Raw genomic sequence first — 14,501 nt, forward strand, 5'->3', positions numbered from 1 at the left:
TTTTCTCAGTATGAATCGGTCACAGAAGCAGACGTGCCATAGGCAGCGTCTGCCGGCCCTGCTTATGCAGGGCGAATGCTGCCAGGCACGATTTTGGCACCGTACGCGCGCATCAATGTCTGCACCTGGGGGTCGTTCAGCACAATGGCTTCCGCCAGCTTCTGGTGACGCTGGGCAGCTGCGGTATTGCGCTTGGCCGGGGTATCGGCCGCAGCGCCATTTTCCACTACCAGCGTCTGGCAGTGCCCGGCGTCGGCCAAAGCCTTGCGCAGCCGCTCCTTGGCGGTAGCCTGGTTCAGCGAGGTGCGCTCCACGCGCAGCGTCCAGCTGTCGCCCTCCTGGGCCACCAACTGGGACTGCAGCGCCAGCTCGCGCACCAGGGCAGTCACGGCCTCGGCCTGCACCAGTTGCGTCACCACACCATGCCAGACATCGCCCAGTGGCGTGGTCGGCACTTCCAGCGGCGCGGGTGCCGGAGCGTAGTCCTGCACCGCCGGTGCGCTGCGCGATGCGGGAGCAGCATCCACAGCTTCCATGGCGTCCAGCGGATCATCCGGCAGGTCCATGGGCTCGCCGTCCATGGGACCGTCCCAGGCGGGCGGTGCGGAGTCGGCATCGTCGCTGCTGTCGGATTCTTCCACCGCCACCTCGGGGATATCTTCCCAGGGCGGCACTTCGTTGCTCACGGCTGGCGCACTGGCCGACGGCACGGCCGCAGGCTGCTGCACGGCCTGCGGCGCTGCAGGGGGTGCCACGGGCGCGGGCGACTGCACCACATCGGCAGCCGGGGTGGCGCGCGCAGCAGGCTCCGCCACAGGAGTGGGCGCCGCGATGGGCGATACCGCGTCCTGAGCGGCAGGCGCCACGGCTGGGGCCTGCACTGGCGCCGCGGGTGCCGGCGGCTGCACAGGGGTCGCAGCAGGCGAAACCGGCGGCACCACAGGAGCCGCCGTGGCAGCAGGAACCGGCTCCGCTGTCGGCGCGACCACCGCTTGCACGCTGCCCTGCGCCGGGGCCGGGGCCTGGATGCGGGCTGCTTCAGCCTGTGTGACGGGTTTCGCTAGAGTTTTTTTTTCCGCCGTGGCCGCATCGGCCGTGCCCTGGGGCTTGAAGGCCAGCAGGCGCAGCAGCGCCATGGTCAGCGCCGCGTATTCATCGGGCGCCAGGCCCAGTTCGGTGCGCCCATGCAGACTGATGCTGTAGAGCAACTGGGTTTCATCGGCAGGCATCTGCTGCGCCAGCGCAGCCATCTCGGCGGCTTCCGGATCGGAAGGGTCCGCCGCATCGACCATCTGCGGCACAGCCTGCAGCACGGCCATGCGCTGCAGCACGGCGCACATGTCTTCCAGCGTGGCCGAGGCCGAGACACCGTTGGTGCGCAGGCTGTCCACCGTTTCCACCACGGTACGGCCATCGCTCTGCGCCAGTGCCCCGATCAGACGGAACACGTAGCTGCGGTCCACGCTGCCCAGCATCTGGCGCACGGTGGCTTCTTGCAACTGGCCGCTGCCAAAGGCAATGGCCTGATCGGTCAGCGACAGCGCATCGCGCATGGAGCCGCGGGCAGCGCGCGCCAGGAGCTTGAGCGCCTGAGGCTCGGCCGGCACGCTTTCGGTCCCCAGCACGCTGGTCAGATGCTCCAGCACCGTATCGGGTGCCATGGGCCGCAGATTGAACTGCAGGCAGCGCGACAGCACGGTGACCGGCACCTTCTGCGGATCGGTGGTGGCCAGCACGAACTTCAGATACTCCGGCGGCTCTTCCAGCGTCTTGAGCATGGCATTGAATGCCGTATTCGTCAGCATGTGCACTTCGTCGATCATGAAGACCTTGAAGCGCCCTTGCACCGGCTTGTAGACGGCCTGCTCCAGCAGGCTTTGCACTTCGTCCACACCGCGGTTCGAGGCGGCGTCCAACTCGGTGTAATCTGGGAAGCGTCCGCTGTCGATTTCCTTGCAGGCCGGGCACACGCCGCAGGGCGTGGCCGTGATGCCGCCCTGACCATCCGGCCCCACGCAGTTGAGCGATTTGGCCAGGATACGCGACACCGTGGTCTTGCCCACGCCGCGCGTGCCCGTGAACAGATAGGCGTGGTGCAGGCGTTGCTGGGTCAGCGCATTGGTCAGCGCCTGCACGACATGCTCTTGCCCCACCATTTCAGAGAAATTGCGGGGGCGGTATTTGCGGGCAAGCACGAGATAGGACATGCGCAGGATTCTACGGGCTGGCGCACCCGCCTTGCGCCGGCAAGGCATTCGCGCCGGCGATGGGTCAATCCTCGGGTACAATGCGAGGTGACGGGCCTCCTCGCATGGGGAAGCAGCCAACCGGGTCAGGTGGGGAACCAAGCAGCCCTAACTGTGAAACCAGTGCCGAGATCAGGCTCGTCACCTTTAGCTGGAAATCCTCTTTACAGACAAGAGGCTGTCTTCCACCAAAGGCTCTCCCAACGCTACGCAAAAACCGACTGTGACGCACCGCCCCACCCGGCAAGTGCTTTTTCGCGCCCATGGCAGCAGGTCCCGACCCACGCCCGAAGGACTGCGCCACCATGATCGGGCGCCTGGATGCCCCGACCGTGGGCTTGCTGAAGGCGATGCCGCATCCGCAGCGGCTCCTGCCTGTTTGAAATCAAAGGTTGGATGACGGCGGCAGGGGGCGCAGGCTCCGGCCCCGCACTGTTCAGCCATGCACCATCGGCTGCCGATACCCCACCGGGGTATCACTTCACATAGGAACGCATCACCGACACCACCAGGTCCAGGTCCTTGGCCCGCTGCTCTGCGGGGGCATCGGCATCCCCCAGGTGCTCGCGCACATGCCCTTCCAGCACTTCCAGCATCAGCCCGTTCACGGCACCGCGCACGGCAGCCAGCTGCTGGAGGATGACCGCACACTCGGCCGAACTCTCCAGCGCGCGCTCCAAGGCCTCGGTCTGGCCCTTGATACGCCGAATCCGTGCCAGCAGCGGTTTTTTGTTGAGAACTGTATGCGACATAGGTGGCAATTTTAACGCCATCAATATACTGGGGTACAGTATATGAATGAGCGCAGCATCCATCACCCCCCACGCAGCCCCGCCGGCTGTCCGCACACACTCCCACGTCTTTGATGCCGGCAACCCCTTGGCGGAAAAGAAAGCCAAGCTGGCGATGCTGCTGACCCTGGCCATGATGGTCCTGGAGATTGCCGGGGGCTACTATTTCAACTCCATGGCCTTGCTGGCCGATGGCTGGCACATGAGCTCCCACGCCCTGGCGCTGGGACTTTCCGTGGGAGCGTATGCCGCAGCGCGGCGCCTGGCCGGCGACCAACGCTTTGCCTTCGGCACATGGAAGATCGAAATTCTGGCGGGATACACCAGCGCCATCCTGCTGCTGCTGGTCGCAGCGCTGATGGCCATCCAGTCTGCGGAACGCCTGCTGTCCCCCTCCTCCATCCACTATGAACAGGCCATTGGTATCGCGGCACTGGGGCTGGTTGTGAATCTGCTGTGCGCCTGGCTGCTCAAGGGAGGCCAGCACCACCATCACCATGGGCATGACCACCACGGTCACGACCATCATTCCCATGCAGAACACGGGGACCTCAATCTGCGCTCGGCGTATCTGCATGTGCTTGCCGATGCAGCCACATCGGTAATGGCCATCGTCGCTTTGCTCGGCGGCATGCTGTGGGGCTTTGCCTGGCTGGACCCGGCCATGGGCCTCATCGGTGCCGTACTGGTGGCGGTGTGGGCTCTGGGCCTGCTGCGCGACAGCAGCCGGGTGCTGCTGGATGCCGAGATGGATGCCCCCGTCACCCAGGAGGTGCGCGAGGCGATTGCCGAAGGCCCCTTGCCCGCCGACATCACCGACCTGCATGTCTGGCGCGTAGGCAAAGACAAATACGCCTGCATCGTGGCGGTGGTGGGAGGGCCGGAAGTCACGCCCGACTACATCCGCCAGTTGCTCCAGATTCACGAGGAACTGGTGCATGTTTCCATCGAAGTCAATCACTCCCGCTGAGGACCGCCGACACAGCCTCCTCAATCGCCAGCGGGCAGCAGAGACAAGGTGTGACCGTGCAGAGCACGACAGGGCCGGACAAGGGCGTAAAGAGCGTACAAGGGCGTACAGAGGTTTTGCGTGCAGCGCCAAAGAGGTCTCATTGCGCACGATGCATATCCCATGGATACGGCCTTTATATCCCCCACTCATTCATGGAAAATAATTCACATTCAGCACGGATATATTTTCTTTTCTCGCAGAACAATAACGTCATATATCTTCTATATTTGCATCAACTTCTATACAAATAATTATTCCATCCTTTGCACTTTCAGAAAGTTTCTGCACATGGCATAGCAGACACTGCACAGTACATTCCAATGCCTGCACAGGCCTGCAATGTCCGCTGCGCCACCACGCAGGTACCGGCCACAAGGCCGGATTCATGACCTGCATCAACAGTTGGACGCTGGAAAATTTGGTTGCGCTATTCAATTGAAAGCAATGCAGACCGACATAACAACCACTGACTGCATTTTCTTCTGAGCACCAGGAACATTTATCCGGATGTAACTCTATGTGCCGGCATCACCATTTTGCAGATTTCGCGCTAGCATAACCACAAATACATCACAACAGGATCCAATGATTCAGACCTTGGGGCAATGAATTCCCGCTTTTCTGGACACCCCATCCCCATAACCGATAAAAGGAGTTGGTCATGGCACAAAGAACCGAAATCCCGCAAATCCCTCTGGCGGTATTCAAAGCCAATGTGGAATATCAAAAATCACTGGCGCACCTGGCCAACGATGGCACCAAGCGCTGCATGGATTTCAACGAAACCTGCAGCCACCTTGCAGCAGCCCAGGCGGAGATATGGTGGGAACGCATGCAGGCCCTGGGCAACTGGCCCAGCAGCGGGCTGAGCCAGTTTGAAATTGGCACCCGCCAATTTCAAAACAGCGTGCAAGGCCTCAGCACGCTGCGCAACCAGGTCATCAATGACCAGAAGGCACTGATAGAGGGTTTGCGCGGCGCCCGCATGGCCTGGCAGCAGACCTTTTTTGACGCCGTAGGAAACTCCGAAGACGCAGCGGAGATCTGAGAACCGCCCTCCCAGCGCAACCAGCCCGCCAAGGGGCAGCGGCAAACTGCACGCGGCCGCCCTGGCAACGCAGTCTTACGCTGCGGCGGCTCGGGAAGCCAGGAACCGGTTCATCCCCTGAGCGGCCTGCACACCCGTGGCCATGCAGGCCGTCAGCAGATACCCCCCCGTCGGCGCTTCCCAGTCCAGCATCTCTCCGGCAAAGAACAGACCTGGATGCTGGCGGCTCATCAAGTCCGCATCCACTGCGTCCCAGCGCACGCCCCCCGCCGTGCTGATGACCTCGTCGATGGGTCGTGGCGCCACCACCGTGATGGGCAGTGCCTTGATGGCCGCCGCCAGGCGCACCGGATCTTCCATCTCTGCCTTGCTCAGCACCTCGCGCAGGATGCCGGCCTTGATGCCATCCAGCCCCAGGCGCCCTTTCAAATGGCTGGACAGACTGCGGGAGCCGCGCGGGTGGCGCACTTCGCTCAGCACTTTGGCATCGCTCCAGGCTGGCAACAGATCCAGGTGAAACACAGCGCTTCCACTGCGCTGGATCTCATCCCGCAGCTGGCTGGAGACGGCGTAGACCAGGCTTCCCTCGACCCCGGTCTCCGTGGCCACGAATTCACCACGGCGGTCAAAGACCCGGCCGTCACTGCCCACAAACCGGATGGCCACCGACTTGAAGGGCTGGCCGGCGAACCGCTCCTTGAACCAGGGCGTCCAGCCGCCCTGGTCTGCCGGCTGCCCCACCAGGCCTTGCAAAAAGGCACGGCGTGTTTCGCCTTCTGCCGACGGCGCCGGGCCTACGTCGAAACCGCAGTTGCTGGGCTGCAGAGGCGCCACGGCAATCTGGCGTTCCGCCAACCAGGGTACCCACGCCCCGTCCGACCCCAGGCGGGCCCAGCTGCCGCCACCCAGCGCCAGCAACACGGCCTGCGCGCGCACGGCAACACGACCCGACTCGGCCTGCAACTGCAGGCTGCCATCGCTCGCCCACCCGGTCCAGCGGTGGCGCATGAAAAAGCGCACGCCTTGCTGGCGCAAACGGGTCATCCACGCACGCAGCAAGGGCGCTGCCTTCATATCGGTGGGGAACACCCGACCGGACGACCCGACGAAAGTCTGCAGACCCAGGCCCTGCACCCATTCGCACACCTGCTGCGGGCCGAAGGCCTCCAACAGGGGACGCAGATGCGCGGCACTGTCTCCATACCGCCCCACAAAGGCCTCCAGCGGCTCGGAGTGGGTCAGGTTCATTCCGCCCTTGCCCGCCAGCAGAAACTTGCGTCCCACGGAGGCCTTGGCGTCAAAGACACACACCGCACGCCCCTGCGCCGACAGGCGTTCTGCGGCCATCAGGCCCGCCGGGCCGGCGCCAATGATGGCAATTTCACAATCCAGGGCGGCAGGGCCAGCGTGCAGGGCGTCCTGCGAAGAAGCGGAGAGAGTCATAAAACGTATTCGTAAGGTACAGACAGCGTGGCAACCCATCCTGGCGGCGGGGTGACGCAGGTACACGGCACAAGCAGGGCGCGATTGTGGTGCTGAAGCCACATGGCTGCAGCGGCAAGGACATCCCCCGCCCTGCCGTCGGCCCGCAGTGGCGGCGGGATGCAAGATTCGGCAGGCTGGCATGCAGCATGCGATCACCGAATGCTATCAGCGCCATAGCGCCTCCGACCCTGTCCACACCCTAAGTCTGGAGATTGCTTTCTGCGACAATAACCCCAACTCTTGGCATATTGCCAAACCGCATTTCTGATTCCGTTCTGCAATAAGCAAGCAACCAACAAGGAACCCCATGGCCAGCGACCTGATCAAACACATTTCTGATGCAAGCTTTGAAGCCGACGTGCTGCAATCTGGCACGCCTGTGCTGGTGGATTACTGGGCCGAATGGTGCGGCCCCTGCAAGATGATCGCCCCCATCCTGGACGACGTGGCCACGGCCTACCAAGGCAAGCTGACCATCGCCAAGATGAACGTGGACGAAAACCGCGAGATCCCCGCCAAGTTCGGCATCCGCGGCATCCCCACCCTGATGCTGTTCAAGGACGGCGAACTGGCTGCCACCAAGGTTGGCGCCCTGGCCAAGGCCCAGTTGACGGCCTTCATCGACCAGAACCTGGCCTGATCGCCCTCCACATTGCCCGGGCCAGTGCGCGCCCCGGGCAATGTGTTTCCCCAAGACCCCATTCCTCCAGGAACCGGCCCGTTTCCCGCAAAACTAGCGAACGCCCGGCATTTCCTGTCATAATCAGCACAGACCTCGCAATGCAGCATCGGCTTGCGGGTCCTGATCTCTTCCGGCAGCGCCAGCAGACCACGCAATCAATGGTCTCCCTCGGCCCTACGCCCCCCCTGATTTCTTAAAGACTCCGCCCAGGAGCAACTCCATGCACCTTAACGAACTCAAGGCACTGCACGTGTCCGAAGTGTTGAAGCAGGCCGAAGCGCTTGAGATCGAAAACGTCGGTCGTATGCGCAAGCAAGAACTGATGTTTGCCATCATCAAGAAGCGCGCCAAGGCCGGCGAACAGGTGTTTGCCGATGGCGTGCTGGAAATCCTGCCCGATGGCTTCGGTTTCCTGCGTAGCCCCGACACCAGCTACACCGCCAGCACGGACGACATCTACATCTCCCCCAGCCAGGTGCGCCGCTTCAATCTGCACACCGGCGACATGATCGAAGGCGAAGTGCGCATCCCCAAGGATGGCGAGCGCTACTTTGCCCTGACCAAGCTGGACAAGGTCAACGGCAACTCGCCCGAATCGAACAAGCACAAGGTGATGTTCGAGAATCTGACCCCCCTGTTCCCCAAGGAACAGATGCGCCTGGAGCGCGACATCAAGGGTGAAGAGAACATCACCGGCCGCATCATCGACATCATTGCCCCCATTGGCCGCGGCCAACGCGCACTGATCGTGGCACCGCCCAAGAGCGGCAAGACCATGATGATGCAAAGCATTGCCCACGCCATCACGGCCAACCACCCCGATGTGCACATGATGGTGCTGCTGGTGGACGAGCGCCCGGAAGAAGTGACGGAAATGCAGCGCTCGGTGAAGGGCGAAATCATTGCCTCCACCTTCGACGAACCCGCCACCCGCCATGTGCACGTGGCCGAAATGGTGATCGAACGCGCCAAGCGCCTGGTGGAACTGGGCAAGGACGTGGTCATCCTGCTGGACTCCATCACCCGCCTGGCCCGCGCCTACAACAACGTGGTGCCCAGCTCCGGCAAGGTGCTGTCCGGCGGCGTGGACTCCAACGCCCTGCAGCGCCCCAAGCGCTTCTTCGGTGCCGCCCGCAAGGTGGAAGAAGGTGGTTCGCTGACCATCATCGCCACCGCCCTGGTGGACACCGGCAGCCGCATGGACGAAGTGATCTTTGAAGAATTCAAGGGCACCGGCAACAGCGAACTGCACCTGAACCGCCGCCTGTATGAAAAGCGCGTGTTCCCGGCCATTGAGCTCAACAAGAGCGGCACACGCCGCGAAGAGCTGCTGCTGCCGCCCGAGATCCTGCAGAAGACCCGCATCCTGCGCCAGTTCATGTACAACATGGACGAGATCGAGTCCATGGAGCTGATGATCAAGAACATGAAGGCCACCAAGACCAATGTGGACTTCTTCGACATGATGCGCCGCGGCGGCTAAATCCCTGCCTCCCGCACACCGACAAAGCCCCTCGATGTATAATCAGGGGCTTTTTCTATTGCGGAAAGTACGCTTAATGCATTGACTGCTACAAGGGTTGTAGCGGGTTAGGCACGGCTACCGCACTTGACCAAAGGAAGATCATGAAAGAAGGCATTCACCCCAACTACCGCGAAGTTCTGTTCTCGGACCTGTCCAACGGCTTCAAGTTTGTGACACGTTCGTGCGTGCCCACCAAGGAAACCGAAACCTTCGAAGGCAAGGAATATCCCCTGTTCAAGCTGGATACCTCCTCCGAGTCGCACCCCTTCTACACCGGTACCCAAAAGTCGGTGGACAACATGGGCGGCCGCGTGGAAAAGTTCCGCAACCGCTTCGGCAAGAAGTAATCTCTGCTTCTTTCGCCAAAAAGGCAGCCCGGGCGACCGTGCTGCCTTTTTATTTGCCGCGCCCGGTATGCTGCGCGGTACCTGACAGGCTGCTGTGCCTGATGCCCGTTTTTCGCCCATGAATCCGCCCAGTCCCGCCATCGTTGCCCAGAACGCCGTGCGCACATTGCCCCGTTGGGCCTTGTGGCTGCTGTGCGCTGCCTATGTCTTTCCCGGCTTTATCGGCCGCTCGCCCTGGCGGGAGACGGACATCGCATCGTTCGGCTATATGCGTGCCCTGGCTGCCGGGGACACCAGTTGGCTACGCCCCTCGATGCTGGGGCTCTCCCCGTCGACCGAAGGCCTGCTGCCCTATTGGCTGGGGGCCTGGGCCTTGCAGATCTTTCCCTCCAGCTGGAGCCCGGAATGGGTGGTGCGCCTGCCCTTCATCGCTCTGCTGGTGCTGACCTTCATGTCCATGTGGTGGGCGGTGTACTACCTGGCCCGCACCCCGGGCGCACAGCCGGTTGCGTTCGCCTTTGGCGGCGAGGCGCGCCCCCAGGATTACGCCCGCGCCATTGCCGACGGCGGCCTGCTGGCCCTGATGGCATGCCTGGGTCTGGCACAGTTCTCGCACGAAACCAGCAGCTATCTGGCCCAGCTGGCATTCGGCACCATCACCTTGCTGGCCGCTGCGGCCATGGCCTACCACCCCCGGCTGGCGGCCGCCCTGACGGGGATCGGCCTGCTGGGTCTGGCCCTCAGCGGCGCACCGTCGCTGGCGTCCATCCTGGGCCTGGGCATTGCCCTGCTGACCTGGCACACCCGCGGCACCGAGCTGCAGCACCAGGGCACCTGGGCGATCTGGTGGCTGTGCGCCGTGGCGTTCACCTCCTTCATCGCCTGGAAACTGGGCCTGTGGGAATGGCGCCTGATCAATCCCTGGGTGGAAGGCAAGGAATGGCAAAGCCTGGGCCGGCTGCTGACCTGGTTCAGCTGGCCCGCCTGGCCGCTGGCGCTGTGGACCCTGTGGCGCTGGCGCCATCAGCTGGCAGCGCCTGCACGCCACACCCACCTGACCCTGCCACTGTGGCTGTGGGTCCTGGCGGTGGGTGCCACCCTGACCACCCAACCCGCCGACCGTGCGCTGCTGCTGGGCCTGCCGGCCATCTCGATGCTGGCCGCCTTTGCCCTGCCCACGCTCCGGCGCAGCCTGGGGGCACTGATTGACTGGTTCACCCTGATCTTCTTTACCATCTCCGGCATTGCCATCTGGGTGATCTGGATCTCCATGCAGACCGGCTTTCCCGCCAAGCCTGCCGCCAATGTGGCCAGGCTGGCCCCCGGCTTCACGCCCACGTTTTCCTGGTTCCCATTTGCCGTGGCTCTGGCGGCCACGGTGGCCTGGCTGTTGCTGGTGGCCTGGCGCACGCGACGCCACCGCGCAGCCATCTGGAAAAGCCTGGTGCTGCCCGCAGGCGGTGCCACGCTGGGCTGGGTGCTCTTGATGACGCTGTGGCTGCCGGCGCTGGACTATGGGCGCAGCGATGCCCCCCATATGCGCCTGGTGCGGGCAGCGATTCCTGCGGACGGCACCGCCTGCGTGAACGTGGCCGGCCTGGGCCGTGCGGAAGTCGCCGCCCTACAGTACTACACCCCATGGCAGCTGCAGCTGTTCCGGGTGGACCGCGCCCGGAATTGCGAATGGACGATCACCGAACCGGCCTACTGGGCCACGCTGTCGCCTGCCGCCACCGCCCAATGGAAACAGCATGCGATCGCCGCCCGTCCCACGGACAAGAAAGACCGCCTGCTGATCCTGCAGCGCCGCTGAGCCCATGAGCGAAATACGCACTGTGGCACGGCATGCCGGCACGGTGCTGGCAGGGCAGCTGGCCGTGATGGCCTTTGGCGTCACCGACACCGTGGTGGCGGGCCGTTATGCCTCCGACGCACTGGCCGCCTTGTCCGTGGCCAGCGCCATCTTTGTCAGCGTGTACATCTCGCTGATGGGCATTCTCCAGGCCCTGCTGCCCATCTGGGCCGAGCAGCATGGGCGCAGGCAGCCCGCGCTCATTGGCCAGTCCTTTCGCCAGTCGCTGTACCTCTACCTGCTGGTGACCGCCGTCGGTATGGCCACGCTACTGGCTCCCGGCCTGTTGCTGGACTGGGCCAAAGTACCCCCGGCATTGCAGCCCGAAGTGCGCAGCTATCTGCGCATAGTGGCCATGGCATTGCCGGCCGCCCTGTTCTTCCGGCTGTTCACCACCCTCAACCAGGCGCTGGGCCACCCGCAGTTGGTCACCTGGCTGCAGCTGCTGTCCCTGCTGCCCAAGATTCTGCTGTCCATCTGGTTCACCTTTGGCGGCCTGGGCCTGCCCGCCATGGGCGCCGCAGGCTGCGCCTGGGCCACGCTGCTGGTGCAGTACGCCACGGTGCTGCTGGCCATTGCGCTGCTGCGCCGGCAATCGCTGTATGCCCCGCTGCAACTGTGGCGCCCCATGGAGCGGCCAGACCGGCAGCAGCTGGGCCAGTTTGCCCGACTGGGCATACCGGCAGGCCTGTCCATCTCGGTGGAGGTGACCTCCTTCACGCTGATGGCCTTGTTCATCGCCCGCCAAGGCAGCCTGTCCTCGGCCAGCCACCAGATTGCCGCCAATCTGGCCGCGCTGTGCTACATGGTGCCCCTGTCTTTGGCCATTGCCACCAGCGCCCGGGTCAGCTACTGGCTGGGCGCCGGGCATGCGGCCCAGGCGGCGCAGATGGCGCGCCAGGGCCTGCGCCTGGCCGCCGGCCTGGGTGCCGTGCTGGCCCTGGCAGTGTGGCTGCTGCGCAGCCCCATCGCGGCCCTGTACACCCAGGATGCTGCCGTGGCCGCCCTGACAACCGGCCTGCTGGGCTGGATTGCGGCCTACCACCTGGCCGACTGCATCCAGTGCTATTGCATCTTTGTGCTGCGCGCCTTGCGCATCACCCTGGCGCCGCTGATCACCTACAGCACCATGCTGTGGGGCGTGGGTCTGGGCGGTGGCTACGCCTTGGCCTATCTGTGGGGATGGCCGCCGGCATGGCAGGGAACCCCGACCCCGTTCTGGGCTTCCAGCGTGCTGGCGCTGGCCGTGACGGCCCTGGTCTTTGTCGCCATGTTGCAGCGCCACCTGCGGCTTTTGCCGCAGGCTCGCAACACCCCGGACCCAGCCATCCACCCGGGATGAGGCCGCACCGGCTTAACGGGTGGCCACGCAGACAGAGTTCAGTTGCCGGTAAAGCCGATCGCGTGCGCACGCAGGCGCTGGGCCGGGAACGTGGCGGAAAAAGTCGAGCCCTTGCCCAGGGTACTGCTGATGTGCAGTTGCGCGCCATGGCGCTGCAGCACATGCTTGACGATGGCCAGACCCAGCCCCGTGCCCCCCGTCTCGCGTGAACGGCTGCGGTCAATGCGGTAGAAGCGTTCCGTCAGGCGCCCCACATGCTCCGGGTCGATGCCCCGGCCGCTGTCCTGCACCGCAAACGTGGCACTGCCGTCGGCATGGGAAGTCCATGTCACAGCGATATGGCCACCCGCCGGCGTATAGCGGATGGCATTGCTGATCAGGTTGGAGAACGCGCTTTGCAACTCGGCGGGAATGCCCGCCACGTCGACCTGCACGGCCGATGCGGGGGGAAACTCCAGCACATGGGGTTGCCCGCTCTTGCGGGTCACCATGTCGGACAGGGCGCGGGCTTCATCCTCGCACTGGCGCAGCAGCGGCGCCAGCGGTGTCCACTCTCCGCGCGCGGGCAGCGGGCTGCCTTCCAGCCGCGACAGGGTCAGCAGGTCCTGCACCAGGCTTTGCATGCGTGTCGCCTGCTGCGCCATCAGGCCCAGAAAACGCTTGCGCTCGTCTTCTTCCAGCGGCAGGGTCTGCAGCGTTTCCACAAACCCCACCAGCACCGTCAATGGCGTGCGGATCTCGTGCGACACATTGGCCACGAAGTCGCGGCGCATGGCTTCGGCCTGTTCCAGCGAAGTGATGTCGCGCGAGAGCAGCAGGTGTCGCCCATCGCCATCGCCATAGGCATACAACTGCACCGACAGGCGCACCGGCCGCGCTGCGGTACTGTCACGCCCCTGCATCAGCACCGGCTGCGCAAAGTCATGCCGCGCCCAATAGGCACTGAAAGCCGGATCACGCACCAGATTGCCCATGGACTGCAGCATGTCGCGCTGCGCATCCAGACCGAACTGCTGCTCTGCCATCTGGTTGCACCATTCAATGTGGCCGGTGGCATCCAGCAGGATCAGGCCGTTGGGACTGGCCTGCAAGGCCGCAAAGATGTCCTGCAGACGCTGTTCGCTTTGCTGCACCTGCTGGGTACCCAGACGCAGCCAGCGGCGCATGCGGGTGGACAGCTCTCCCCATAGCCCGGACATGGCCGGCGCCTGCTGCAGCTCAGTCGACCGCAGCCACACCAGCAGCTTGCGCGCATGCCACATGTCCCAGGCCATCCACAGCCAGGTGGCCAGCAGCGCACCCGCGGCCACGCCCCAGGCTTGCCCCAGCCACCACCCCAGGCCCATCAACGCTGCCTGCAGCAAAGCCAGGGTCAATCCACGCCACGTCATGTCTGCACTCTTTTCTGTGTGTTGTGCATGCCCGGCGGCGGCTCAGCCACCAGGCTTGTTGTGCATTGTCGTATCAGGCGCCTGCCGCGGACGAGGGGGCGCTCAGGCGATAGCCCACACCCCGCACCGTCTGCACCATGCCGCCCGCTTCGCCCAGCGCTTCGCGCAGGCGCTTGACGTGCACATCCACAGTCCGCTCTTCGATGAAGACATGGTCACCCCAGACCTTGTCCAGCAGCTGTGCGCGGCTGTGCACACGTTCCGGATGGTTCAGCAGATAGTTCAGCAGCTTGAACTCTGTTGGGCCCAGCTTCAGCGCTTCGCCCGCATACGAGACGCGGTGGGTCGATGCATCCAGCTCCAGGGTGCCCATGGTCACGCGTGTGGCCACCTGCTCCGGTGCCCGGCGGCGCAGCACGGCGCGGATGCGCGCCAGCAACTCCTGCGTGGAAAAGGGCTTGGTGATGTAGTCGTCGGCACCGGCATCCAGGCCCGACACCTTGTCCGGCTCGTCACCACGCGCCGTCAGCATCAGGATGGGAATCTGCTTGGTGCGCGGATCCGTGCGCCACTTGCGCGCCAGGGCCAGGCCACTGGCCCCCGGCAACATCCAGTCCAGCAAGATGGCGTCGGGCAGCACGGCATCCAGCTCACGCTGGGCGCTGGCACCGTCCTCGGCCCACACCGGCTGGAAACCGTTGTGGCGCAGGTTGACGGCGATCAGCTCCGCAATCGCCGGCTCATCCTCCACGATCAGGATTTGGGGGTTCTTCTTCATAC

At 64.1% G+C, this 14,501-nt stretch carries 12 protein-coding genes and 1 other RNA gene; 8 read left to right on the top strand and 5 right to left on the bottom strand.

The window, feature by feature from the left end; genetic code table 11:
• Nucleotides 1-62 precede the first annotated feature (62 nt).
• Nucleotides 63-2,207: a DNA polymerase III subunit gamma/tau gene (gene dnaX, locus QM470_RS08025; RefSeq protein ID WP_283338840.1), complete on the bottom strand. Its 2,145-nt coding sequence runs from the start codon at nt 2,205-2,207 to the stop codon at nt 63-65.
• An 89-nt stretch (nt 2,208-2,296) separates the two neighbouring features.
• On the opposite strand from dnaX, the gene ffs reads away from it, so the two are divergent.
• An RNA gene (ffs, locus tag QM470_RS08030) (signal recognition particle sRNA small type) lies at nt 2,297-2,392 on the top strand.
• Nucleotides 2,393-2,722: 330 nt separating this feature from the next.
• Here ffs and QM470_RS08035 read toward each other — a convergent pair.
• Nucleotides 2,723-2,998 carry a metal/formaldehyde-sensitive transcriptional repressor gene (locus tag QM470_RS08035; RefSeq protein WP_280012604.1) on the bottom strand — a complete coding sequence of 92 codons (276 nt, stop codon included), beginning with the start codon at nt 2,996-2,998 and terminating at the stop codon, nt 2,723-2,725.
• 46 nt (nt 2,999-3,044) lie between these two features.
• Between QM470_RS08035 and dmeF the strand changes: the two genes are divergently transcribed.
• Both dmeF and QM470_RS08045 read left to right on the top strand, forming a co-directional pair.
• Nucleotides 3,045-4,007 (top strand): CDF family Co(II)/Ni(II) efflux transporter DmeF, encoded by a 963-nt coding sequence (gene dmeF / locus QM470_RS08040; protein ID WP_283338841.1) that lies wholly within the window; start codon nt 3,045-3,047, stop codon nt 4,005-4,007.
• 703 nt (nt 4,008-4,710) lie between these two features.
• Nucleotides 4,711-5,097, top strand: coding sequence for a hypothetical protein (locus tag QM470_RS08045; protein ID WP_280012606.1), 387 nt, complete (start codon nt 4,711-4,713; stop codon nt 5,095-5,097).
• Nucleotides 5,098-5,172: 75 nt separating this feature from the next.
• On the opposite strand, the gene QM470_RS08050 is transcribed toward QM470_RS08045, so the two are convergent.
• On the bottom strand, nt 5,173-6,540 hold the full coding sequence (locus QM470_RS08050; protein ID WP_283338842.1) for a BaiN/RdsA family NAD(P)/FAD-dependent oxidoreductase: 1,368 nt from the start codon (nt 6,538-6,540) through the stop codon (nt 5,173-5,175).
• Nucleotides 6,541-6,889: 349 nt separating this feature from the next.
• Here QM470_RS08050 and trxA point away from each other — a divergent pair, with 349 nt between their 5' ends.
• The 5 genes from trxA (at nt 6,890) to QM470_RS08075 (ending at nt 12,330) form a co-directional block, all read left to right on the top strand.
• The gene (gene trxA / locus QM470_RS08055) at nt 6,890-7,222 is read left to right on the top strand and encodes a thioredoxin TrxA (RefSeq protein ID WP_280012608.1); all 333 of its coding nucleotides are present in this window, start codon (nt 6,890-6,892) and stop codon (nt 7,220-7,222) included.
• A 262-nt stretch (nt 7,223-7,484) separates the two neighbouring features.
• A complete protein-coding gene (rho, locus tag QM470_RS08060) occupies nt 7,485-8,747 on the top strand; it encodes a transcription termination factor Rho (RefSeq protein WP_066535811.1) in 1,263 nt (420 codons plus the stop codon).
• Nucleotides 8,748-8,890: 143 nt separating this feature from the next.
• A complete protein-coding gene (locus QM470_RS08065; RefSeq protein WP_280012610.1) occupies nt 8,891-9,136 on the top strand; it encodes a type B 50S ribosomal protein L31 in 246 nt (81 codons plus the stop codon).
• A 118-nt stretch (nt 9,137-9,254) separates the two neighbouring features.
• Nucleotides 9,255-10,949 (top strand): glycosyltransferase family protein, encoded by a 1,695-nt coding sequence (locus QM470_RS08070; RefSeq protein WP_283338843.1) that lies wholly within the window; start codon nt 9,255-9,257, stop codon nt 10,947-10,949.
• Nucleotides 10,950-10,953: 4 nt separating this feature from the next.
• Nucleotides 10,954-12,330, top strand: a complete 1,377-nt coding sequence (locus QM470_RS08075) for an MATE family efflux transporter (RefSeq protein ID WP_283338844.1) — start codon at nt 10,954-10,956, stop codon at nt 12,328-12,330.
• A gap of 38 nt (nt 12,331-12,368) precedes the next feature.
• Here QM470_RS08075 and phoR read toward each other — a convergent pair whose 3' ends face one another.
• Entirely contained in the window at nt 12,369-13,721 is a 1,353-nt protein-coding gene (phoR, locus tag QM470_RS08080) for a phosphate regulon sensor histidine kinase PhoR (RefSeq protein ID WP_283338845.1), read from the bottom strand.
• A gap of 73 nt (nt 13,722-13,794) precedes the next feature.
• Nucleotides 13,795-14,499 carry a phosphate regulon transcriptional regulator PhoB gene (gene phoB, locus QM470_RS08085; RefSeq protein WP_192332974.1) on the bottom strand — a complete coding sequence of 235 codons (705 nt, stop codon included), beginning with the start codon at nt 14,497-14,499 and terminating at the stop codon, nt 13,795-13,797.
• Nucleotides 14,500-14,501 lie beyond the last annotated feature (2 nt).

Source organism: Comamonas sp. 17RB (genome assembly GCF_030056555.1).
Lineage (GTDB): Bacteria > Pseudomonadota > Gammaproteobacteria > Burkholderiales > Burkholderiaceae_C > Comamonas > Comamonas terrigena.